The organism is Agrobacterium sp. 5Ca50, from assembly GCF_055381905.1.
On sequence record NZ_AP026438.1, the window covers coordinates 2,828,859 to 2,851,632 of the forward strand.

The following is a 22,774-nucleotide window of genomic DNA, read 5'->3' on the forward strand; positions in this document are numbered from 1 at the left end:
TCACTTGTCGTTGGAGGACATGGCACCCAGAAGTTTCGGCAAGTCACCGAACCGGGCCACCAGACCAAAGACCACAGCTGCAATTGTCAGGAATAACACGGTCACCGAGGCCATGGTCGGGGTGTAGCCGTAACGCAAAGCATTGAAGATCTTGATCGGCAGGGTTTCCATGGTGAAACCGACAGTCATATAGGCGACGATATATTCGTTGAGCGACAGCACGAATGCGAAGGCATAACCTGACACCAGATAGGGCAGGATCAATGGTAATACTACAGTCCTGAAGATGGTACGGTCATTGGCGCCCATCGTCGATGCAGCCTCGACCAGCGAGCGATCGATCGAGGAAAATCCGAGTGAAATCGTCACCAGCGGCAGTGTCACGAAAAAGATGGCGTGACTGACAACTGCCGTCCAGGGTTGGCCATAAAAGCCCGTTGTTGCCCAGAAGGTCAAAAGGCCAAGCGCTGTGATAACTGGTGGTAGCGTAAATGGCGCAACACCCAGCACCTGAAAAATATTCGCCCATGGCGCGATACGACGCCACAGAAACCACGCCAGCGGCAAAGCGATCAACAACGCAAGGGCAGCCGAAAGAGCAGCCAGCGTTACCGATGCAAACAGCGCGTTACGCCATTCGACATTGGTAAAAATTTCGCCATACCACGACAGTGAAAAACCCTGCGGCGGAAATGCCAGCGTCTGTTTTTCATTGACCGACACACCGGCAACCACGATCAGCGGCATTGCCAGAAACAGGCCGAACAGCGTGAAGAAAAGGCGTTTCAGAAACGTGGTCATGCCGCTTCTCCCTTACGTCCCAGAAACAGCGTCAAGCCGACAAGTCCAAGGGTTACCAGAACAAGGAATACCGCCATGGCCGCTGCAAACGGCATGTTGGACTGGTAGATCGCCTGGTCCGTAATCAGCACCGACAAGGTCCAGTGCTGCGGACGACCGAGCAACTGAGGCAGCAGGTAACAACCGAGCGCAAAGATGAACACCATGATCGAGGTTGCCATGATCGTGCTTCTGAGCGCTGGCACCACGACGGTGAAGAACGCCTTGATTGGAGAGGCACCAAGCGTGCGTGCAGCCTCGGTCAATGTCGGATCAAGCCGCACAAGTGCGGGATAAAGCACCAGAACGGTGTAAGGCAGTGCCTGGTAGACAATACCTGTCAACACAGCGCCAAAACTCGGCGTCAGAGCCTTTGCCTGATCCATCAACCCGATCGCCACAAACAGGTTGCTGATACCGGCGGTGCGCGAAAACAGCGTTGACCATGCAAAGCCGATCATGACTTCAGACAACGACAACACCGACAACAAAGTCACTAGCCACAGTACCTGCACCTTTCGCGCCGAGCGCGACAGCAGGTAGGTGAAGGGCACGGCAATCACCACGCAGCAGATGGCGACAAGTACCGCCAGCATCAGTGAAAAGCCAAGCACACGCCCGAAAAACAGGCTCATGAACCGGGCATAATTGTCTAGAACGAAGGCGGGTTCGTAAAACGCCCCCTGCAAGCGTTGAAAAAACGAAACCGAAATCATCGTGCCAAAGGGAACGACGAAGAAAATGATCAGCATCAGGGCTGGAAACAGCAGCGGCCCGTAATCGGTCAGTTTTTGCGGCGCTTCCCGTCTCATGATTTCAACACCACGCAGACATCAGCGCCGAGCTTCACGCCGACATTTTGCCCGACAGTAACCTGAGGACGGGCACTCGGTGTCGACACGGCAACAATCTGCTTGCCGCCCGCCTCGACGAAGGTTTCGATCGTACCGCCAAGATCACGCACAAAGGTAACGGTTCCGGATATCGTGCCATGACCGGGCGCCGTCAGTTCGACATCTTCCGGTCGCACCGAAATCACGCCCTTTGACAGGCCGGACGAAAGTGCCAATCCCTCGACAGCTTCGCCAAGCACAACAGCACGGCCAGCACTGTCGGCGGAAAAATCAATGAGGTTGGTCATGCCTATAAAGTCGGCAACGAAGGTATCGGCCGGTTTACGATAGACATCGACCGGGGCTGCGGCCTGGCGGATTTCGCCGCCATTCATCACCACAACCGTGTCGGCCATGGTCATCGCTTCGCGCTGATCATGTGTTACCACAATGGTGGTAATGCCCAGACGCTGCTGAAGCTGTCGCAGTTCAACCTGCATCGCCTCGCGCAATTTCGCGTCCAGCGCCGACAGGGGCTCATCCAGCAGAAACAGCTTTGGCGAAATTGTTAGGGCACGGGCAATGGCGACGCGCTGGCGCTGGCCGCCAGATAGTTTGGAAACCGGACGGTCGGCGTAACCGGGCAGATGGATCATCGCCAGCAGCTCGTCAACGCGCTTTTTCTGCTCTTCCCTGCCAGCACCACGGATGCGCAACGGGTAGGCGATATTTTCGCCCACCGTCAGATGCGGAAACAGCGCCAGCGACTGGAACACCATGCCAAGGTCGCGTTTGTGCGTCGGCACGGTTGTAATGTCATCACCATCAAGACGGATCGTACCGCTGGTTGGCAAATCCAACCCGGCGATCATACGCATCAATGTCGTTTTTCCGCAGCCGGACGGGCCAAGCAGACAGACAAATGTGCCGTGCGGAACATTCAGGCTGACGCCATTCACGGCCGTGAAGTTGCCGAATTGCTTGACGATGTTATTCAGGGCCAGACCGGACATACATTCCCCGTTATTTTTTTGAAGGCCGATCCGGGTTTCCCCCGGACCGGATGTTGTTTTGTAAACGAATGCCTTAACCGGCAATCATCTCAGTCCACTTCTGGTTCAACCAGTCAGACTTGGTCTGGTAGAGATCGTAACGCGGGATAACCGGATCGATATCCGAAGACACTGCCGCGAACTCTTCCGCCGTCAGGTCGGTCAGTTCACGCTTTACGGTTGGCGCTGTGCCAACCTTGCGTGACAGCACGGCCTGCGTTGCCGGTTGGCTCATATATTCGATGAAGGCATGCGCTTCTTCGGTTTTCTTGGATGCACGCGACAGAACCCACGAACCGGCGTCCTGAATGCCGCCTTCCTTCGGGAAGGTCGAGCGAACCGGCTGACCCTGCGAAGCGGCAAGACCGGTTACGTCGTGGTAATACTGACCCATCGGGATTTCGCCCGACTTCAACGCCTGTTCGAACTGCGCCTCATCACGGTACCAGAGGCTGACATTGGACTTCACTTCCGCCAGCTTTTCAAACGCCTTGAGAAGACCCTCTTCGGTGTCGAGTGCATTGGTGCCGCCAAGGTATGTCTTGGCTGTCACTTCCAGAAGGAAGGAGTTGGACACCAGTGCCAGAAGGCCAATCTTGTCGGCATTGGCCGGATCCCACAGGGCTTCCCAGGAGGTTGGTGCTTCCTTGTAGACATCCGTGTTGGTCACCAGCGTGATGTACCAGGACACCGCACCGATACCGGACACGCGACCGTCAGGATATTTGTTGATGAAACGATCGATCAGACCGGAAGAGCTTGGGATCTTGGCAAGATCAAGCGGTGCCCACAGATCGGTCGCCTGGCCCTTCAGAACCGCCACCTGTGACATCATGGAAACGTCGGCCGGAGCCTGACCTGCCTTGGCGGCCTGCTCAAGCTGCACCAGCCATGCTTCGCCTGTCGGCTCGGCGACGGATTCAACGGCAATGCCGGTGGCCTTGGTGAATTCAGGGAAAATGTTCTTGTCAAACGAATCCTTGAAGTAACCACCGTAAACGCCAACCTTCAGCGACTTGTCCTGCGCGCGCAGGATGGAAGGCATGGCCAGCATGGATGCGCCAGCAAGACCGGCTCCCAGAACCGTGCGGCGACTGACCGGCAATGTAATTTTTTCAGACATCGACTTCTCCTTTATTGTTCGGCCTGTCTTCTTTTATCAGACCGTCCCCAGTTTTTGTTACGGATAATAAGTCATCATCAGCTTTTGACGGAAGGACTAAACACCATCAGGCTCAAGATTTCGAACAACATTTGCGCACCAGCCTGTGCGGTATTGGTTGTGGCATCATATTGTGGTGCCACTTCAACCACATCACCACCCACGATGTTCATGCCCTTCAGACCGCGAACCAGTTCAAGAACCTCGCGCGTCGTCAGTCCGCCGATTTCCGGTGTGCCAGTACCGGGCGCAAAAGATGGATCAAGACTGTCGATATCGAAAGACAGATAGGTCGGGCCGTCACCGATAATTGCCTTGGCCTTTTCGATGATTGCGGGAATACCGAGGCCGGTTACTTCCTCGGCGTGGATAACGGTCATGCCGGATTCGTAGGAGAACTCCCACAGATATTCGGACGAGCCGCGAATACCGATCTGGATCGTGCGGGTCGGGTCGAGAACACCGTCGAGGACCGCATTACGGAACGGACCGCCGTGGTGGAACTTGGTCAGATCATAGGCGCCGCCAGTGTCGCAATGCGCATCGATATGGATCATGCCGACCGGGCGGTTTTTCCCGACCGCTTTGAGGATCGGATGGGTGATGGAATGATCGCCGCCCACTGACAGCGGCAGAACACCGGCATCGACAATCTGGTTCAGACGCTTTTCGATATCGTCATGGCTCATTTCCAGACGGTAACGACTGCGGAAGGCAACGTCGCCAATGTCAGCAACGCGCAAATCATGCACCGGCGCGCAATTGAGAACGTGATTGTAGGGACCAATACGTTCGATGGCGCGCAACGCGCGCGGCCCGAAACGAGAGCCGGTGCGGTTGGTCACACCAAGGTCCATCGGCACGCCAAGCAGGGCAACCTGAAGATTGCCGAAATCCGGCTCGTCATTGTCAACAGGCATATGCGGCGCAGCCAGCAGCGTCGGCATTCCCGCATAGGGCGCAACACGTGTGCCGCTCTTGGAAAAAATCTTGCTCGCCACCTTGCTGAACTTGGGATCGAACAGTTCACCGCCATGGCTTTCGCCATACTTCGCCTTCAGTTCTTGCAGCTTTTTGTCGTCAAATGTCATCTTGTGGTTCCCATTCACATTGACCGGCAACGCATCCCGGTGCGCCGCACATTTTTTGGACTGTAAAAATACTGCCCATGTTTTCGTCATTTCAACGCAAGGCAATTGAAAAAGCAATTCACATTGTTGTAGCAATTAATGTGAATTTTTCTCACACAAGGACAATGCTCAATGTCCAGTCGTCTGCCCCCTCTCAACCCTCTCAGGGCTTTCGAAGCAACTGCCAGACGTGGCTCCGTATCAGCCGCCGCGCGGGAGTTGAACGTGACACATGGCGCCATCAGCCACCAGATCAAGTCGCTCGAGGAATCGCTTAACACAGTGCTGTTTGAACGGGGCGGCAGACGGTTGAAACTGACTTCACAAGGTGCACTCCTGTTACCTGTCGTCACACAGGCATTCGGCAGTATTGCCGCAGCCACGGCGCTGATGGCACGCCCTGCAACCGGCGGAAAACTGACGATCGGCAGCGTGGCTGGCCTTCTGTCCCTTTGGCTGATCCCGCGGCTAAACAGGTTCTCGGAACAGTTTCCGGATATCAGCCTGACGCTGATGACCGGCAATGATCCGGCCATGCTCAACTCGTCCGATATTGATCTGTGCATTCTCTATGGAAACGGCCGGTGGCCCGGCATATGGAGCAGCCTGTGGAGCGAAATCCGGCTGTTTCCAGTGGCAAGTCCGACCCTGCTCAACAACAGACCGTTACGCTCGATACGCGATCTGTCGGATCACGTGTTGCTGCATGGCGATACCGGCCGGGAATGGAACACCTGGCTGACGGCGGCAGACGCAACTGCCGTACCTCGCCCGCGCCAGCACTTCATGAGTGACGCCCATCTTTCCACACAGGCTGCGCTTTATGGACAGGGCATTGCCTTGGGCGACACCATCACCGCTGCAAACCTGATTGCCGAGGGTGAGCTTGTCCTGCCATTCGATTTGACTGTTCCGGCCGATGACGCATTTCACGTCGCCTGTCGTCACGAAATGCGCAACGCACCCATCGTTAGCGTGTTTATCGACTGGCTTTACGCCTCACTGGATGAAGACAAGCTGCCGGAGCCAAAACGGTCAGCGCATACACTGCTCCGCTCCCGCTCGGCACGACAGGACACGGACGATAAACAATGATGGTGTTTCGAAGCAGCCAACAAAAAAGGCGCCAGTGACTGGCGCCTTTTTTAGGATTGATCAGGCTGCTCTTTTAATTGCATCGCCAATGATCGACACAAGCGTATCGATTTGTTCCTTCTCGATAATCAGCGGCGGTGAAAGCGCAATCACATCACCGGTCACGCGGATCAGCAGACCCTTGTTGAAGCAATCAACAAACACGTCATAGGCTCTGGCTCCCGGCGCACCGTCGCGTGGTGCAAGTTCGATCGCGCCAACCAGACCGAGGTTGCGCACGTCAACGACATTTGCATGTCCATTGAAGGAGTGCAGCGCCTCCTGCCAGTACTCGGCAAGCTCTGCTGCGCGGGTCAACAGGCCATCTTCAGCATAGACTTCAAGCGTTGCAATGCCAGCCGCGCAGGCAACCGGATGCCCGGAATAGGTATAACCGTGGAACAGTTCGATCTGGTTTTCCGGTCCCTGCATCAGTGCATCGTAAACCGCACGCTTTGCAAACACCGCGCCCATCGGGATCGTGCCGTTGGTAATGCCCTTGGCCGTGGTAACGAGGTCAGGAACAACGCCGAAATAATCCGTGGCGAAAGGTGTTCCAAGGCGACCGAAGCCGGTGATCACCTCATCGAAAATCAACAGGATGCCGTATTTGTCAGCCGTGGCACGCAGCTTCTCAAGGTAACCCTTTGCTGGCAGCACCACGCCAGCAGAACCGGACATCGGCTCCACGATCACAGCAGCAATGGTTTCGGCGCCATGCAGGCCGACAAGCCGCTCCAGATCATCTGCCAGTTCGATACCATGCTGCGGCAGGCCCTTGCTGAATGCATTGCGCTCCACATCCAGTGTATGGCGCATATGGTCCGCCGGGATTTGCGGGAAAACACGCCGGTTGTTGACGAGGCCACCAACCGAGATGCCGCCAAAACCAACGCCGTGATAACCCTTTTCACGACCGATAATGCGAGTACGCGTTCCCTGCCCAATGGCACGCTGATAGGCAATGGCAATCTTCAGCGCAGTATCGACGGACTCAGAACCGGAACCGGTAAAGAACACGCGGTCCAACTGGGCAGCATCACCGCCGGGCGCAATGGCGGCCAGCTTTTCGGCAAAATCAAAGGCAATCGGGTGGCCCATCTGGAAGGTTGGTGCGAAATCCATGGTGCGAAGCTGACGCTCGACGGCTTCGGCAATCCGCTCACGGCCGTGACCGGCATTCACGCACCACAAACCGGCAGTGCCATCCAGAACCTTGTTGCCGTCAACGTCGGTGTAATACATGCCCGAGGCACTGGCCAACAGACGAGGCGCTGCCTTGAACTGCCGGTTGGCAGTAAATGGCATCCAGAAATTTTCAAGCACGGGTGTATTGGGTTTGCTATGCGCGTTCATGATGCTCTCCATGTTTGCCAATTTGTGAAATATTTCCCCTTCTTCAACAAGCCTTTTTCTTCAAGAAGCCAACCTATTGAAAAAACTGATGCCGAAGAGCTAATGTTTCGATATTTCGAACAACGACAACAGGATTAAGGCATGTCGGTTGATATTGGCAACAGGTTGCGACATTTAAGAACGCTTCACAACCTCTCGCAGAGAGAATTGGCGAGACGTGCAGGCGTCACGAATTCCACCATTTCTTTGATTGAATCGAACGCCTCCAACCCGTCAGTTGGCGCTCTAAAACGTATTCTCGATGGTATCCCGATCGGCCTTGCCGAGTTCTTCGCGTTTCAGCCGGAGAAACCAAGGCAGTTCTTTTACGCAGCGGAAGAATTGACTGAAATTGGCAAGGGCTCGATTTCTTTTCGCCAAGTGGGCAACAATCTGTTTGGCCGCAGCCTGCAAATTCTGAAGGAATGTTATCAGCCCGGTGCTGACACCGGCAAAGTGCCACTTGTCCATGAGGGGGAAGAAGGCGGCATTGTTTTAAGCGGTCGGCTGGAAGTCATCGTGGAAGATGAACGGCGCATTCTCGGGCCGGGTGATGCCTATTATTTTGAAAGCCGTCGCCCGCACCGCTTTCGCTGCGTGGGAGTGGTTCCCTGCGAAGTGATCAGCGCGTGCACGCCGCCAACATTTTGAAAAGTTTGAGTATTAGCCGCCGAGATTGACAGGATTGTCGAACGCCGCCTTCAGATCGTCAGTCATCGGCGTGTTGAGGTTGACGCCATCAGGTCCGATATCCGTCATGAACCATTTGTTGTAGATGTCGTTGATCTCGCCGCTTTTATAGATCGTCAACAAAGCGTCATTGACAGCATCACGAAAGCCAACGTCGTCCTTGCGCAACATTAGCCCATAGGGTTGCGGTTCTGACAACGTATCCGCAGACAACGCATAGTTCTCGGGATTTTGCGAGTTCGCCACCAGAGACGCCAGTAGAATTCCATCCATCACGAAGGCAGATGCCTTGCCCTGTGTGACCATATCAAATGCATCATTGATGCTGACACCCTGCACCAGCGCCAAATAGAGGCTCTTTTCACGGTTGATGGTGTTCAGTTGGGCAATATTGGTCGAACCCTTGGTAACGACGACAGTACGTCCGGCCAGATCGTTGATAGAGTTGATTCCGCTGGATTTAAGCGTCACGAAGCGCGTCGATGTAATGAAGTGGCTATAGGAGAACCGCACGCTTCTACGACGTTCTTCGGTATTGGTGCTCGAAACACATTCCAGATCGATCGAACCGTCATTCAACAGCACCACGCGGTTACTGGCAGTGCGTTCAACAAACTCAATTTTGATGTCAGGCCGGGAAAGTTTTTGCTTCACCAGATCGACAACCCGCCTGCATAAATCAATCGTATAACCGACCGGTTCACCCTTGTCATCGAGATAGGAGAACGGAATGTTTTTCGTCGCATATCCCAGTTTGATAGTGCCTGACTGTGTCATTCTCTCCAGTGTCGGCACCGGTTCATTCGCAAGAACCTGACCGGACGACGCCATCATCAAGCCGGTAAAAAGCAGAGCTTTAAGTCGCAACATGGTGATCCTCTGAAAGCATGAGCTTCATTTCCATCATCAAACAACAGCATGGGGATTAATCGTTAAACTCCACTGGCGCAGCGTAGGCTTTTCTTAAAGCTGCAGACATCGGCAGGTTCATATTCATGTTGCTCGGCGGTATCGGCGAAGTGAACCATTTGCTGTAAAGTGCCTTGATTTCATCTCCCGCGAAAATCTCCCTCAGGCTGTCATTAACCAGCGTCTTGAAGGCTGTGTCTCCATGGCGAAGCATCAGACCATAAGGCTCCGGTTCACTCAATGTTTCCTCAGACAGCCTGTATTTCGACGGGTCTGGTGACTGGGCGATCATTGCCGCGAGCAAAATACCATCCATCACAAAAGCTGATGCTCGTCCCGAGGCCACCAGTTCGAAGGACTCTTCGTTATTCTTGGTTGGAATGACCGCGATGTTCAGCTTTTGCTCGCGGTTGATCTGGTTCAGCTGATCAATATTGACCGTGCCGGATGCCGAGGTCACCGAACGCCCTGTCAAATCCTTCATGCTGGAAATGCCGTCTTCGGTCCGTGACACGAACTGCGTTGCGGTCATGAAATTCGAATAGGAAAAGTCCACCGTTTTGCGGCGCTCTGCCGTGTTGGTGGTTGCCGCACACTCAATGTCGATATTGCCTGTTTTGACGAGAATGAACCGAGTGGCCGGTGTCGCCATGACATATTCGACATCCAGCTTGTCCAGCTTCAGATATTGTCGAATATGGTCTGTCAGACTTTTGCAGAGATCGATGGAAAAACCGACTACCTCACCGGACGGCAAGCGGTAGGAAAACGGAGGTTCTGCCTCACGGTAACCAATGCGGATTTTTCCCGATTTGGATATGGCCTGTAATGTCACACTTGCCGTTTCCGCGCTGGCTGTCGACCAGGACACAAGGCTGCCAAGCATAATAAGAGACAACGCAAATTTACGCATTCCAAGTCTCCTGCTGATTTACCTAAACATCTGAAAAGGTATTGTTTCGCTCAACCGTGAGCCGTTGCTTTCCTCAAAAAATCTTCATTCCCTGTCGACAGGTCATGGCACAGTTGCGACGCAGGCATCGGCCGCGCGAAGTAATAACCCTGCGCTTCCGTACAACCTGCAACCTTCAGCACCGCTACCTGCCCCGGCCCTTCAACACCTTCGGCCGTTACTTCCATATCCACCTGCCGCGCCAATGTGGTGATGGCGCTGATAATGGCGTTGCTGGTCGCATCATCCGGCAAGCCAGCCACGAATTCGCGGTCGATCTTCAATTTGGTGAAGGGCACGTTTCTCAACGCCCCGAACGAGGCGTAACCCGTTCCGAAATCGTCAAGAACGATACGCACGCCACTTTCCTTGAGTTTGACCAGGGCCGCAATGCTGGTCGCACCGGTCAGCATTACGGTTTCCGTCACCTCAAGCTCAAGGCGCTCAGGTGACAATCTGGTTTCCTGCAAGGTCTGCTCAACCGTTCCGACGATATTGCTCTGTCGCAACTGGACGGCAGAAAGGTTTACAGCCAGCCTGATGTTATCAGGCCAGCTCATCGCATCGGTGCAGGCTTGTTTCAGGATCCATTCGCCGAGCTGAATGATAAAGCCGGTTTCTTCCGCCAGCGGAATGAACTTGTCGGGCGGGATCATCCCCTGTTTGCGGTGACGCCAGCGCACAAGCGCTTCATAAGCGGCAATCCTGCCATCATGCAGATTGATGATCGGCTGATAATGCAGCTCGAATTCATTATTCTGCAAGGCAAATTTCATGTCCATTTCCAGCGCGTGCTGGTCTTGAACGGCCATGTCCATGCCTTCTTCATAGAACACGGAAATGCCGCGCCCCATTGCCTTTGCACGGTACAAACCAAGATCGGCATTTTGCAGCAACTGGCCCGCAGACACGCCATGCGCAGGCGCACAGGCAATGCCGATACTGGTGCCAACCATCACTTCATGGTCATCCAGCATGAAACTGGTGGAGATGGATTCCAGAATGCGCGAAGCCAGCTTCTGGCCCTCGCGCAATGGATTGCGGTTCACCCTCTGCACAATCGCAAACTCGTCACCACCGAGACGTGCCGCGATGTCATCAGGACCAAGTACGGAACGAACACGCGATGCGGTGGACACTAGAAGCGCATCGCCTGACGCATGGCCAAGCGTGTCATTGACCGTCTTGAAGCGGTCGAGATCAAGCAACATGACATTGAACATCTTGCCGGTCTGGGCGGTCTCTTCCAGGCAGGCATTCATGGTTTTCATTAGCAAGGCACGGTTGGGCAAACCAGTCAGCCCGTCATGGTGAGCCATATGCTCCATTTGCAGCGCCATATCGCGCACCTGTCGCAACCGGCCTCTTTCGACCACCGCCTCACGCAGGCTTTCAATGGCTGTGGCCATCGCACCGATTTCGTCCTTGCGGTTGCGAAACGGTGTTTCCACATCGGTTTCTTCGTTGGCGATACGCAACGTCGCCTGAATAAGCGCCGGAACGGGTTTGAGAAACCGCTTGGCAACAAAGCTGACGATGATGCCTGTGACGCTAAAAACCCCTAGCAAAACCAACAGGGAGTTCCGAAGCAACCGTTGCTGGACATTATAAAGCTCTGAAGCCGTGCCGATGCTGGTCGCCACCGCACCGATAACCTCGCCACCCTGGTTTTTCAGGATCGGCAGCAGCCCAATATAATGTTTGACGCCGTCGATCTGCGCAAAGCCGGTGGCAAACTCACCTTTGCCACCATAATCCTGAAAAATCGGATCATGGATCGGTGCCAATACGTCTGAACCGGAACCACCATCATAGGCAACGGCAACGCTGACAAAGGCAGCCTGCTCGGCATCATAACGGTAAAGCCACGTGGTCTTTTTGGTTTGCGCACTGACCAGCGCCAGCACATCGATGGGACTGAAACCGGTCACCAGGACGGATTCGTCATCGCCGATCGGCTGATCGGTAACAATGCGATCGACCTGCCCGCCATCATCCACACTGACAGCAATGTAGGTGTAGATGCTGCGCAAGGTAGCACTGGCGATTTGGGTATTGATCCGCGCCTGGTTACGCCATTGTTCACTGGCGGCAGTCACAAACATCGACCAGCCGACAAAAGCTCCGGCGCCATAGGCAAAAATTACTCCGCCCAGAAAAACAAGGGTGATCTTACCGACAAGCGAACGCCTCCACGCGTTCACACGCATGAAAAGTGTCGGCTGGCGGACATGAGCGCCTGCCTGTTGTGGCACCCCCGTTTCAATCGAACGGATAATTTTCTGAACCATGTGACAAAGTAATTCCCAGTCATACGAAGGCACTGTGTCCGGTTTGTATTTTTCTCACAGGCCTCACCCCATGGAAAACCATCATCAACGGGGGGTATTGAGAACCAATTAATGAAATAGAATGATTACGACGCATAAGTAAGAATCTTATCAAAAATGCATAAAAGCCGTCCCTTAAGGACGGCTTTCACGATGATTCAGCAAATATACTGTCGCTCACGTATTCAGAGCGGGGAGTGTTCTCCACAAAAATTTGCGGAGAATAGCTCGTATTTTAGTGGTTGTCGCGCGGCAGACCCTTGGTCTGGGCAATGCGCTGATATTTCACCGCAGGCTCGAGCACGGCACCACTTTCCATCTGACCAACAATGGCACGCTGGATTTCCTGCCATGGAGTCTGGTGAGCCGGGTATTCGTAACCGCCATCCTTCTCCAGAGCTTCGTAACGTGCAGCCAATTCTTCACCGGAGATTAGAATGTCAGCCTTGCCGCGACCCACGTCAACGCGAACGCGGTCACCGGTTCTCAGGATCGCAAGACCACCGCCAGCGGCGGCTTCCGGCGAAGCATTGAGGATCGATGGGCTGCCAGACGTACCAGACTGACGGCCGTCACCAATGCAAGGCAGCGAGTTGACGCCCTGCTTCAGCAGGTAGTCAGGTGCACGCATGTTCACAACTTCAGCTGCGCCCGGATAACCGATCGGGCCTGCCCCACGCATGAACAGGATGGTGTTGGCATCGATAGCCAGCGACGGATCGTCGATCCGGTGGTGGTAATCTTCCGGACCATCGAACACGACCGCACGGCCTTCGAAGGCTTCCGGATCGTTCGGGTTGGACAGGTAACGGTTGCGGAACTCTTCCGAGATAACGCTGGTCTTCATGATGGCAGACGAGAACAGGTTGCCACGCAGTACGCGGAAACCGGCACGTTCTTTCAAAGGCTGTTCGTAAGGACGGATAACCTTTTCGTCTTCAATGATCGCACCGCGACAGTTGTCGCCAATGGTCTTGCCATTGACCGTCATGGCGTCTTCCTTGATCAGACCCTGCGTCATGAGCTGGTTGACCACGGCTGGGACGCCACCGGCATGGTAATAATCTTCGCCGAGATATTCACCGGCTGGCTGCAGGTTCACCAGCAGCGGAACGTCTTCACCGTAGGTCTGCCAGTCATCAACCGTCAGTTCAACACCGACGTGACGTGCAAGACCGTTGAGGTGGATCGGTGCGTTGGTAGAACCACCGATTGCCGAATTGACGCGGATTGCGTTGATGAAAGCATCCTTGGTCATGATATCGGAAGGCTTCAGGTCTTCCTTGACCATTTCAACAATACGCAGACCGGTGAGATAGGAAACTTCCTGACGGTCACGGTAAGGAGCCGGAATAGCGGCAGAACCTGGCAGCTGCATGCCGAGTGCTTCAGCCAGCGAGTTCATGGTCGTGGCCGTACCCATGGTGTTGCAGTAACCGGTTGAAGGTGCAGAGGAAGCAACCAGCTTCACGAAGCCCTGATAGTCGATTTCGCCTTTGGCGAGAAGTTCGCGTGCCTTCCAGACGATGGTACCAGAACCGGTACGCTCACCGCGGAACCAGCCGTTCAGCATCGGGCCGACGGACAGTGCAATTGCCGGAATGTTGACGGTGGCCGCCGCCATAAGACAGGCAGGCGTGGTCTTGTCACAACCGATGGTCAGAACAACGCCGTCAAGCGGGTAACCGTACAGCACTTCAACGAGGCCGAGGTAAGCAAGGTTACGGTCGAGACCAGCGGTCGGGCGCTTGCCGGTTTCCTGGATCGGGTGGACAGGAAATTCGATAGCGATGCCGCCAGCTTCACGGATACCTTCGCGCAGGCGATTGGCCAACTCAAGGTGGTGACGGTTGCAAGGCGAAAGATCAGAACCGGTCTGGGCAATACCAATAATCGGACGGTCTGACTGCAATTCCGCCTGGCTCAAGCCGAAATTCATGTAACGCTCGAGATAAAGCGCCGTCATATCCGCGTTGGCCGGGTTATCGAACCAGGCGCGAGAACGCAGTTTTCCGGAAGTGGACGGAAGATTATCGGAATTTCCCATGGTGATTGCCTCAAAACAAAAATAAGACGACAGCCGCGTCAATGCTCTGTCTGGGAAGGTATCCGCACGCAGCTATGCCACTACGGTCCACGCTTCCGTTATTTGTATTACTATTTATCGAGGGGAACGCTTGTCAAGAGTCGTTGGCACCAAACACGGCACTCTCGTATAAAAGAGCTAAACAGCATTATTTTTAATACGCTAATTTACTACAAAGACACATATGTTTTTCATTGCAAAGCAAACATGAGTACAATAATCATACTATATGCTGAATCTTCATCGCCCTGTTGTGTCAGGAGACGACCAAGCTATTTCTCGCAAATGGCTGAATTTTGACGTACAGTTTTAACGAAATGCAGAAATGGGCCAACGCCAAGGAGATTTCGTGGGGCTGCTTGAAACGACGATCACAGGACGTAAAAGACGCAGTAGCCACGCACATGTTGTTGCGGAACTAGGCAGCGGAATAGTCTCGGGCAGCATTGCCGAGGGATCGATCCTGCCGGGAGATGCCGATCTGTCGCTGAGGTTTGGTGTTTCGCGCACCGTTCTGCGGGAAGCGATGAAGACATTGGCCGCAAAACGGCTGGTCGAACCCAAGGCGAAAGTTGGCACGCGCGTTCTGGGCAGTGAAAGCTGGAACTTTTTTGACGCTGATGTTCTTGGCTGGCGCTGCGACGCTGGACTAGATCAGGAATTTGTAGAACATCTGGCAACAATCCGCATGACGCTGGAACCGGCAGCCGCAGCGGCCGCCGCCACTCAGGCATCAAGCGACGATATTGCGGCGCTTTATGCAATTGCTGCCCGGTTTGATGACCTTAGCCACACACCGGAAACCATCGCCAAGGTGGACCTTGATTTCCATCTCGCAATTGCCCGCATGTCCGGCAATCCATTCATGCGTTCGGCAAGCGGTCTGATCGAAGCAGCGCTGGCAATCTCCTTCAAGCTGTCGTCACCAGCCGCTTCGCCAGAAACCATCGAGGAAATCGCAACCAACCATTTGCGTATTGCCCACGCCATTGCCCTGCGTGATCCAGAAAAGGCAACGGTTGCGATGCGCCATGTCATTGAAGCCGGGAAAGACCGTATTGCCGTTCACCTGACAAAATAGACAGCAATTTTGAAAACTGGCTTCAGGACAGAATGAAGCCTTTACCATCCTCAAGTTTGAGAACAGTCAAACGGTTGCTGTTAACAGCACCGGTATCAATTCCGATGCGGTTTGGGCCTGTTTCCGGCCGCTCATAAACCGTATGACCGTGCACCACCAGAAACGGCAGTTCCGGCCCGCGTGACAGAAACGGTTCGCGGATCCACAACAGATCGCGGTCATCCTGCTCCTCCAGTGCCACGCCCGGCCGCAAGCCGGCATGGACAAACACGTAAGACCCGATCCGGACATAACCGACCATATTTTTCAGCAGCTCCACGTGCTGTGAAGGAATGGTGTCAGCCAGCGCCCGCTTCAGATCATCAATGCCCTTTTTGCCACGCGTCAGCATGTAATCGGCATCGATGCCGTAGGACAGCAATGTCTGGCGGCCGCCAAAGTCCAGCCAGTTCATATGGCGTGCCGGGTCATCCAGAAATTGCAGAAACGCATCGTCATGATTGCCACAGACGATATAGCGCTGCAGGCCGTAAGCAGACGGTGCACAGAGATAGTTCATTACATCCGCGGAGTTTTTGCCACGATCGATGTAGTCACCCAAAAGAATGACGAGACCTGCCTGTCCGTTTGCAATCAGATCGCCTGCCACAAGGCTTTCGGCATGCTGCAGCAGATCTATACGACCGTGAACATCCCCGATGGCGTAGATAGGATAATGCGGGATTTGCGGACCAAGATCGATTCTCTGCCTTCTGGGCTCGGTCGCTGCCTGTGGTGCAGCCTTGTTCCCGAACAGTCTTTGCAATGACGGTATCATTCTATCGAAAAACTTTCCTGCACAGCATTCCAATTCATTTGGGGCTGCCAGCCGCGGCCCGCTCCAAAGGCGTTACAGCATTCTTTTCCAACAACATATCAGAAACGCTGCGTCCATTTATACGGCAATCGACGAGCCATGTCCTGAGTGCGATGGAAGTTCTACGACATTCCACAAACTTTCTGGCCAGAATATTCCGCAAAACAACCGATGCCTTTGCGCCACATGCATTTCTTTGGCCGCTCTTATCAATGCAAATTTTGCGTGAGGGTATTCCGACGACATTTTCCAGAAGGAAAATACCTTCGTCCGTCGAGAAGGACGCACTGTCGTGGATTTTCATGTTGAATTGTGCACGGAACTTGTAGGGAAATTCATCGATCAGGGGAATATCCGGCTCGCGGCGCTGTACTTTTACAGGTTCCGTCGTCCAAACAGCCCGCTGATCCGGTGAATACAGCCCCTTTTCAAGCAAATGTGATGATGCATCACTTTCTGGTGGCGCGACAATTTGTGCAACCACCATCATAGCCAGCATGAAAAAACCAACAGCGCAAAACAGACGGAAAACAAGTCTTGTGACTTCTTGCATTAATCATACCGAAAATTATTGTTTCATAGAACTGTTCAATAGTTTATGGGCGTCAATTCTATAACACCCACGTTATGACCTTAAAAAATTTCAGAAAATGCATTTGCCGTGCATGAGGTGCTGTCTTGAGTACGCTTTCCCTGCCAGTGAGCCTCGTCATAAGTAAAGCACGGAGCATTTGTTCAGTAATTTACTGGTTGATTATCTTGCTGTCGGTCGTTGATTACGGTGGCTCGGGTACAAAAACTGTTCCAATCCTCTGTCTTGGCATTTTTGCACTGCTGCCGATGATGCTGGCAACAACAGGTCTGCCGAAATATTCCCGTTCAGTTATAATCGGAACGGCCATTGTTTTGATAGCTATTTTGGGTTTTATCACGTTCCAGACCAGCCCGCTGCCCGGCCATATGCTGTCGCACCCCGCCTGGCAGGAAGTGGTCAAACTCAACCCTGATACCGTGCCGGTGATATCGTTGACCCCGGCGGACGACATAGGCGGTTTTCTGAAAATCGCGCTGTGTGCAGGCATCTTCATGCTTGGCCTGATGCTGTACGATACGGATGAGCGCGCACTGTCCGCACTCAAGATCATCGGCATCGGTGGCGGGATCATTGCCATATGGTCCATCCTGCAGTTTCTGCTTCTGCCCGGCACTCTCGGCTTTGGGCAGAAGAAATTTTATCTCGACAGCCTCACCAGCTTCTTCATTAACAGAAACACCGCAGGAACGTTCCTCGGCCTGTTGCTGCTAGCATTGTTTACGCTGGCATGGCGCACACTTGAGCCCTTGGAAATTCGCCATATCTGGGGACGCATCACCTATGGCACAGGCCTGACCGACAACCAGAAAAAACAACTTCTGCATACCGGCTTTTATACTCTGTTGCTGTTTGGGGCTTTTGTTGCATTGATGCTGACCCGCTCGCGTGGCGCAACCGCTGCAACGTTCATTTCCCTGATGATGCTTGCAGTCATGTTGGTGTTTGGATCGAAAAAATCATCCGCCACGAGTTTCGCCCGACCAACGCTGTGGACGCGGATCCGCCCCTTTGCCCTGACGGGCGCTGCAATGTTTATGGTGATGATCATGTTCTCGGCCTTTGCCGGACGTGCGTCCCTGCGCATCGAAGCCGCCGGCGGTGAAGACGGCCGTTTCTGCGTCATGCCGTTTATCAAATCTGCGGTTGCAGATCATTTGCCTTGGGGCAGCGGCCTATCCAGCTTCCAATCCGTCTATGCCGGATATCATGAAGCCACCTGCGGTATAGCCCGCGTATGGACCCGCGCCCATAATGTTTACATGGAAGGCCTGCTGACACTCGGCGTCGTGTTTGCCATTCTGGTTGCGATTTTTGTGGTCGCCTTCGCAACCATCTTCATACGAGGCATTTTCAAAAGAAAGAACTACGGTTTCGCACCCAAGCTTGGCCTAGCGGCTATCGTTCTTGTCGCCATTCACTCGGCAATCGATTTTTCCGTGCAGATACCGGGCATGGCAACAAGTTTCGCAGCGCTGCTCGCGCCGCTCGTCACCATAAGCCTGCGCCCCTCCGCCGGGAGACGGAAAAGGCAGAGCCGTTCCTCATAACAATTTGCGGAGCGGGCTGATGTGGCGGGTGTAATACCAGCCGGGAGATTGTGCCGTAATAAGGTTCTCATACATGGCACGAGGAACAGCGATTGTCCTTTGGCGACCATCGTGAAATGTCACGGACAGCATGCGTTTATCCTCGTCATATGAGGCAGATGCAATAAGTTTCGATTTCAAAGTCGAACTGTCCGTTATGTGCTCAGCCATTGCCTGTTTCCATTCGCGACGGTGTAACTTTTCGTTAATCTTGTGCGGCGCACAACAGAATGTCAACTCACCAAATCTCTTCGGTCAATTGTGCGGTATACAGCCAGAATGGCCTTGCTCGAATTGTTACGTGATAAGTTTAAGCCATCAGTTTGACGGACGTTTAAAATAAGCCTGAACCTTATTTACAAAATAAAAATATCCATACGTGTTGTCTGTGTTGGTATAACTATCAATGCGGCCAAAGTACGAAGGGTAGTAATCATTTCGCGCCCGAAAAGTTCCGCACATCCATACGCAGAACAAGCCAAAAACTAAAAAATCTTTTTATTACAAATAGATAAGTCGGAAAATATTGCTCCCGCAATAGCCCGCGGCAACGTAACCCGAATTGGTATCTATCAAAACATTCCCTTATCAGACACAGTTTGACCGTTGCCACAGGGCAGCACGGAAGCGTCGCAGAAATGCATTTGTGTTTGGCACGTAAGCAGCCCTTCCTTCTTAAACGACAATCATATGAACGCATGACTTGCAGCCAGCAACAGCTGCCAGAACGGATTTGTACGCCTTTGTATTTTGTAACGTGCAATCCCAAAAACCCGGCGCAACCGGACAATAAGGCCTGATCAACAGGTCGGGATGAACCGCAGATGAATTGTATTGATCACATCTGCCCAACTGTAACCGCTACGGAGCATGCACAGACGAAAAATCCCGTTTAGATGAAAGGGATGTCGAAAGCTGCTCCAATTTCTTTTGGAGGAAATGAAATGGGTGCTTACGATCACAAATCGCCAAGCGGCAGCGACGACGACATCACGAAAATCGGCGCGCTTTCAGACGGCTTTGCCAACACAGCGACCAATGACACCAGCGTAGACGACAGCAATGTCGGCGCAGCCAATGGTAACAACCGCAACAACGACAATAGCGACAACAGCACCAACACGGACATTGATGCGAAAGTCGACGTTGCCGTTGGCAATGGCGACAACCGCGACAATGAATACGACTGGAGCTATGACAGCAAAACTGTAAGCCTGTCGGACAATGACACCAACACCAAGACGACGACCATCACCGACACAGACACCAAAGTTGACTATGACTGGAGCTATGACAGCAAAACAGTCAGCATGTCGGACAACGACACCAACATCAAGACAACCACCGTTACCGATACCGACACGGACATCAAGAACATATCAGATGACGACACAACCAACACGTCAGGAAGCTTCAATTCTTCCGAAAGCTTCTACAAGTCGGACACCGACTTTGCCGTTCTTGATGATGTGAAGGACTTTGGCAATCTGGGTATTGCCGGTGGCGACCTCACATTCAACCTCGGTGACGACTTCTCGTTCACACTGGATGTCGACAATGTACTGAACAGCTCCCTCAACGGTGGCAGCCATAATACAGGCTTCAGCCTTGTGCAGGCCAACCACCTTGCTGATCAAGACGTCGCTTATGACGTCAAGATGAACAACGGCGGCGCTGAAAACCACCTCAAGGCAGATGCAGGCACAGCCTACGGTGCTGAAGGTGTGGATATGGACGGCAAGGGTTGGGACCTCAAGGCAGGCGACGACGTCGCAGGCACGAGCACAGCCGATGCATCTGCGATCCTGGCAAATTCCGGCTTCCACATGGAACTGGTACAGGGTGCCAACATGCTCAGCAATGCCGTTGATGTCAGCATCATCGGTGGCAACTCTCACATCACCGATGTGGGCGAAGATACCTCCAGTCACTGATGCTCCCTCGACAATGAAAAGGCTGCACCGGCACCCGCCGGTGCAGTTTGGCGGTTGTGAAAACCGGCAAAGGGCATCCGGTGGCAGCAGAAATCGCACGCTCCCAGTCTCCCCTGAAGTGACCAGCCTGCGATTTCTGTTCGTGATGCCGCTCTAAAAGGAGGGGTTCACCATGTATGTGTATGACGACAAAATTTCGGAAATGATCGCGCACTTCATCGGGCTGTTCGAGACCGAAACAGAAGAAGCACGCATGCGCCAGAAATTTCTCGACGGCAGAAGCACCCCGGACAAAGATCCTGCCCTGCAGACAGAGGAAACACAGGATCGGGATTTCGATTCCCGGCTTGCCTTGCAGGACTATGCACCCGGCGTCAATTACCACGCTCCCTATTATGACTGGAATTACCTCGGCTACAGACCAGCCGGAGATTTCAACGACGCTCTCGACCGACTGCACGCCGGCCATGCTCTCGGGTTGAGCGCACCGCGCATCCACCATCCGGGGGTCGGGCCGTTTTCGCAAGAACAGGAACTCGTCATCCACGGCGGCCCTGGCTCCACCATCGCGCACGCCGCGCAGGTCAATCTGCTTCAGGACGATGACTATCTGAACATGACTGACGGTGTGAACATTCCACGCGACACGACCTTTGTCACGGCACGCATGATGGAGTTTTACGACAAGGCCGAGGGTTATATTCCGTTCTCGGGCTTCACCCGCACGGATGAATACGCAAAACTCCAAGACATTGCCAAGGATGTCCATGACTACGTCGACAATGCCCGCGAAAATGACATTACCTCCCTAAATACCGGTGCAGAAGTCGATTTCGTTTTGGCTGCCCATCAAATTAATGGTGTCTACATCAATGGCGCGCTGTCCGCAGAGGCACCCGATGTCAATGATTTCATGCCGGAGCGCGGAATCGCCAAACCTGCTGAAGAACCAGAAAAAAGTGAAGTTTCACTGGAAAGCGACGCAGCACATCCCAATAGTGTGGATGTTGCAGCGGGCGCCAATATCGTCGCCAATATTACAACTCTAACCAATACCGGCGTCATGGCTCCAGTCATGGCTGTGATGGGCGATTACCATCAGATCGATGCGATAACCCAAGCCTTTGTTTATAGCGACCGCGACGAAATAGACAGCGCACTCACAACTTCAGAAAACCATTCTGCAACTGCGGCATACAATATCGCGACATTCGAAAGAGGCGCGTACGAATACTCGACGAACCCTTCTGCCGTTGATGAGCATGGAGACTTGGTATTCCCAACCGCCTGGCGCGTCAGCGTTGTTGATGGCGATGTCTGCTTTGTGAACTGGCTGGAACAATATCAGTTCATTTCCGACAACGACACGATGACCATCACGACCACCGGCTCCGAGGTCAGTGTGCTGACAGGCGGTAATGCCGCCATCAACCTGTTTTCGTTCCTAGGTATGAGCACGCAGTTCGATCTCATCATCGTTGGCGGCAATGTGCTTGACATGAGCATCATCAGTCAGATCGCCGTACTCTACGATAATGACTGGGTGCGCGCCGCGGCCGATTTGGGCGGCACCAATGGTGCCGTTGTCCAATCCGGCAACAACCTCATCTGGAACCAGGCATCTATCCACAATATTGGCAGCAACGATCGTTTCGAGGCAATGCCGGACCACATTGGCAAAGCGGTTGACGCCATCAATGAGCGCGATCCAAACCTTCCTGATGGCTTTGCGACCGACCCAACCTTTGCGGGCTACGCGGGACTGAATGTCCTCTACATCACGGGCAACCTCTTCGACGTCAACATCATCAAACAGGTTAGCATTCTAGGAGATTCCGACGATGTGACCCAGGCCATATCCAAGGTTCTTGAGAGCAATCACGATGCGACCGTGACTGTCGACACCGGAAGCAATGCCATCGTTAACATCGCCCAGATTGTTGACTACGACAGTTTCGGTTCCACAACCTACCTGGCAGGTAACCTCTATTCAGATGCGATCCTCATTCAAGGCGGCATCATCGAACATGATACCTCTCAGCCAACGCCCGTTGGAAGCGGCCTCGCAAACGAGGTCATAGCATTTCTCCATGATGACAACCCTGCGGTGGACGATACCGACGGCGTTATCAACGCCGGTCACGACCTGTCCTGGTCGTCGGCACATCCAGTCGACGTCATGCAATCCGTCGTCGCGTAAATAGCATTC

Annotated in this window: 19 protein-coding genes; 6 read left to right on the forward strand and 13 right to left on the reverse strand. The window is 53.6% G+C overall.

All coding sequences use genetic code 11. The features are described 5' to 3' along the window. The 5 genes from ACZ5FM_RS13690 to speB all read right to left on the reverse strand — a co-directional run bounded on the left by ACZ5FM_RS13690 (nt 1) and on the right by speB (nt 4,978). Entirely contained in the window at nt 1–801 is an 801-nt protein-coding gene (locus ACZ5FM_RS13690) for an ABC transporter permease (RefSeq protein WP_464038956.1), read from the reverse strand. After that, nucleotides 798–1,652 (reverse strand): ABC transporter permease, encoded by an 855-nt coding sequence (locus ACZ5FM_RS13695; protein ID WP_464038958.1) that lies wholly within the window; start codon nt 1,650–1,652, stop codon nt 798–800. Before ACZ5FM_RS13695 ends, ACZ5FM_RS13690 begins: the two co-directional genes overlap by 4 nt. After that, on the reverse strand, nt 1,649–2,686 hold the full coding sequence (locus ACZ5FM_RS13700; RefSeq protein ID WP_192487961.1) for an ABC transporter ATP-binding protein: 1,038 nt from the start codon (nt 2,684–2,686) through the stop codon (nt 1,649–1,651). Before ACZ5FM_RS13700 ends, ACZ5FM_RS13695 begins: the two co-directional genes overlap by 4 nt. A gap of 73 nt (nt 2,687–2,759) precedes the next feature. After that, complete coding sequence (locus ACZ5FM_RS13705; RefSeq protein WP_464038959.1) at nt 2,760–3,848, reverse strand: ABC transporter substrate-binding protein; 1,089 nt, start codon at nt 3,846–3,848, stop codon at nt 2,760–2,762. A gap of 77 nt (nt 3,849–3,925) precedes the next feature. Further along, nucleotides 3,926–4,978, reverse strand: coding sequence for an agmatinase (gene speB, locus ACZ5FM_RS13710; RefSeq protein WP_312945838.1), 1,053 nt, complete (start codon nt 4,976–4,978; stop codon nt 3,926–3,928). A gap of 171 nt (nt 4,979–5,149) precedes the next feature. Here speB and ACZ5FM_RS13715 point away from each other — a divergent pair, with 171 nt between their 5' ends. Further along, complete coding sequence (locus ACZ5FM_RS13715; protein WP_259142150.1) at nt 5,150–6,112, forward strand: LysR substrate-binding domain-containing protein; 963 nt, start codon at nt 5,150–5,152, stop codon at nt 6,110–6,112. Nucleotides 6,113–6,172: 60 nt separating this feature from the next. Here the strand turns inward: ACZ5FM_RS13715 and aptA are convergent, their stop codons facing one another. Further along, the gene (aptA, locus tag ACZ5FM_RS13720) at nt 6,173–7,507 is read right to left on the reverse strand and encodes an omega-aminotransferase AptA (RefSeq protein WP_464038960.1); all 1,335 of its coding nucleotides are present in this window, start codon (nt 7,505–7,507) and stop codon (nt 6,173–6,175) included. Between the two features lie 141 nt (nt 7,508–7,648). Between aptA and ACZ5FM_RS13725 the strand changes: the two genes are divergently transcribed. Continuing rightward, nucleotides 7,649–8,197: a cupin domain-containing protein gene (locus ACZ5FM_RS13725; protein WP_192487956.1), complete on the forward strand. Its 549-nt coding sequence runs from the start codon at nt 7,649–7,651 to the stop codon at nt 8,195–8,197. 12 nt (nt 8,198–8,209) lie between these two features. Here ACZ5FM_RS13725 and ACZ5FM_RS13730 read toward each other — a convergent pair whose 3' ends face one another. The 4 genes from ACZ5FM_RS13730 to ACZ5FM_RS13745 all read right to left on the reverse strand — a co-directional run bounded on the left by ACZ5FM_RS13730 (nt 8,210) and on the right by ACZ5FM_RS13745 (nt 14,474). Beyond that, nucleotides 8,210–9,106 carry an amino acid ABC transporter substrate-binding protein gene (locus tag ACZ5FM_RS13730; RefSeq protein WP_464038961.1) on the reverse strand — a complete coding sequence of 299 codons (897 nt, stop codon included), beginning with the start codon at nt 9,104–9,106 and terminating at the stop codon, nt 8,210–8,212. Nucleotides 9,107–9,161: 55 nt separating this feature from the next. After that, complete coding sequence (locus ACZ5FM_RS13735) at nt 9,162–10,031, reverse strand: amino acid ABC transporter substrate-binding protein (RefSeq protein ID WP_250982419.1); 870 nt, start codon at nt 10,029–10,031, stop codon at nt 9,162–9,164. Between the two features lie 77 nt (nt 10,032–10,108). After that, a complete protein-coding gene (locus ACZ5FM_RS13740) occupies nt 10,109–12,307 on the reverse strand; it encodes a putative bifunctional diguanylate cyclase/phosphodiesterase (protein WP_464040467.1) in 2,199 nt (732 codons plus the stop codon). Between the two features lie 355 nt (nt 12,308–12,662). Further along, a complete protein-coding gene (locus ACZ5FM_RS13745; protein ID WP_192487952.1) occupies nt 12,663–14,474 on the reverse strand; it encodes an IlvD/Edd family dehydratase in 1,812 nt (603 codons plus the stop codon). A 388-nt stretch (nt 14,475–14,862) separates the two neighbouring features. On the opposite strand from ACZ5FM_RS13745, the gene ACZ5FM_RS13750 reads away from it, so the two are divergent. Further along, the gene (locus ACZ5FM_RS13750) at nt 14,863–15,594 is read left to right on the forward strand and encodes a FadR/GntR family transcriptional regulator (RefSeq protein WP_250982333.1); all 732 of its coding nucleotides are present in this window, start codon (nt 14,863–14,865) and stop codon (nt 15,592–15,594) included. A gap of 22 nt (nt 15,595–15,616) precedes the next feature. Here the strand turns inward: ACZ5FM_RS13750 and ACZ5FM_RS13755 are convergent, their stop codons facing one another. Both ACZ5FM_RS13755 and ACZ5FM_RS13760 read right to left on the reverse strand, forming a co-directional pair. Further along, nucleotides 15,617–16,399, reverse strand: a complete 783-nt coding sequence (locus tag ACZ5FM_RS13755) for a metallophosphoesterase (protein ID WP_275641995.1) — start codon at nt 16,397–16,399, stop codon at nt 15,617–15,619. Between the two features lie 46 nt (nt 16,400–16,445). Next, on the reverse strand, nt 16,446–17,003 hold the full coding sequence (locus ACZ5FM_RS13760; RefSeq protein ID WP_259142130.1) for a hypothetical protein: 558 nt from the start codon (nt 17,001–17,003) through the stop codon (nt 16,446–16,448). A 206-nt stretch (nt 17,004–17,209) separates the two neighbouring features. Between ACZ5FM_RS13760 and ACZ5FM_RS13765 the strand changes: the two genes are divergently transcribed. Continuing rightward, a complete protein-coding gene (locus tag ACZ5FM_RS13765; protein WP_464038962.1) occupies nt 17,210–18,592 on the forward strand; it encodes an O-antigen ligase family protein in 1,383 nt (460 codons plus the stop codon). Here the strand turns inward: ACZ5FM_RS13765 and ACZ5FM_RS13770 are convergent. Then, on the reverse strand, nt 18,587–18,802 hold the full coding sequence (locus tag ACZ5FM_RS13770; RefSeq protein ID WP_352230542.1) for a KTSC domain-containing protein: 216 nt from the start codon (nt 18,800–18,802) through the stop codon (nt 18,587–18,589). The two genes, ACZ5FM_RS13765 and ACZ5FM_RS13770, sit on opposite strands and share 6 nt — an antisense overlap. A gap of 773 nt (nt 18,803–19,575) precedes the next feature. Between ACZ5FM_RS13770 and ACZ5FM_RS13775 the strand changes: the two genes are divergently transcribed. Then, complete coding sequence (locus tag ACZ5FM_RS13775; protein ID WP_464038963.1) at nt 19,576–20,565, forward strand: fibrinogen-binding protein; 990 nt, start codon at nt 19,576–19,578, stop codon at nt 20,563–20,565. A 178-nt stretch (nt 20,566–20,743) separates the two neighbouring features. Further along, nucleotides 20,744–22,765 (forward strand): hypothetical protein, encoded by a 2,022-nt coding sequence (locus ACZ5FM_RS13780; RefSeq protein ID WP_464040468.1) that lies wholly within the window; start codon nt 20,744–20,746, stop codon nt 22,763–22,765. Nucleotides 22,766–22,774: the final 9 nt, after the last annotated feature.

What these genes read in the sequence shown, in the direction of transcription:
- speB (WP_312945838.1), bottom strand. Translation starts at nt 4,978, where the DNA reads ATGACATTTGACGACAAAAAGCTGCAAGAACTGAAGGCGAAGTATGGC.
- ACZ5FM_RS13705 (WP_464038959.1), bottom strand. Translation starts at nt 3,848, where the DNA reads ATGTCTGAAAAAATTACATTGCCGGTCAGTCGCCGCACGGTTCTGGGA.
- ACZ5FM_RS13745 (WP_192487952.1), bottom strand. Translation starts at nt 14,474, where the DNA reads ATGGGAAATTCCGATAATCTTCCGTCCACTTCCGGAAAACTGCGTTCT.
- ACZ5FM_RS13760 (WP_259142130.1), bottom strand. Translation starts at nt 17,003, where the DNA reads ATGCAAGAAGTCACAAGACTTGTTTTCCGTCTGTTTTGCGCTGTTGGT.
- ACZ5FM_RS13695 (WP_464038958.1), bottom strand. Translation starts at nt 1,652, where the DNA reads ATGAGACGGGAAGCGCCGCAAAAACTGACCGATTACGGGCCGCTGCTG.
- ACZ5FM_RS13730 (WP_464038961.1), bottom strand. Translation starts at nt 9,106, where the DNA reads ATGTTGCGACTTAAAGCTCTGCTTTTTACCGGCTTGATGATGGCGTCG.
- ACZ5FM_RS13715 (WP_259142150.1), top strand. Translation starts at nt 5,150, where the DNA reads ATGTCCAGTCGTCTGCCCCCTCTCAACCCTCTCAGGGCTTTCGAAGCA.
- ACZ5FM_RS13775 (WP_464038963.1), top strand. Translation starts at nt 19,576, where the DNA reads ATGGGTGCTTACGATCACAAATCGCCAAGCGGCAGCGACGACGACATC.
- ACZ5FM_RS13690 (WP_464038956.1), bottom strand. Translation starts at nt 801, where the DNA reads ATGACCACGTTTCTGAAACGCCTTTTCTTCACGCTGTTCGGCCTGTTT.
- ACZ5FM_RS13735 (WP_250982419.1), bottom strand. Translation starts at nt 10,031, where the DNA reads ATGCTTGGCAGCCTTGTGTCCTGGTCGACAGCCAGCGCGGAAACGGCA.
- aptA (WP_464038960.1), bottom strand. Translation starts at nt 7,507, where the DNA reads ATGAACGCGCATAGCAAACCCAATACACCCGTGCTTGAAAATTTCTGG.
- ACZ5FM_RS13770 (WP_352230542.1), bottom strand. Translation starts at nt 18,802, where the DNA reads ATGGCTGAGCACATAACGGACAGTTCGACTTTGAAATCGAAACTTATT.
- ACZ5FM_RS13740 (WP_464040467.1), bottom strand. Translation starts at nt 12,307, where the DNA reads ATGCGTGTGAACGCGTGGAGGCGTTCGCTTGTCGGTAAGATCACCCTT.
- ACZ5FM_RS13725 (WP_192487956.1), top strand. Translation starts at nt 7,649, where the DNA reads ATGTCGGTTGATATTGGCAACAGGTTGCGACATTTAAGAACGCTTCAC.
- ACZ5FM_RS13700 (WP_192487961.1), bottom strand. Translation starts at nt 2,686, where the DNA reads ATGTCCGGTCTGGCCCTGAATAACATCGTCAAGCAATTCGGCAACTTC.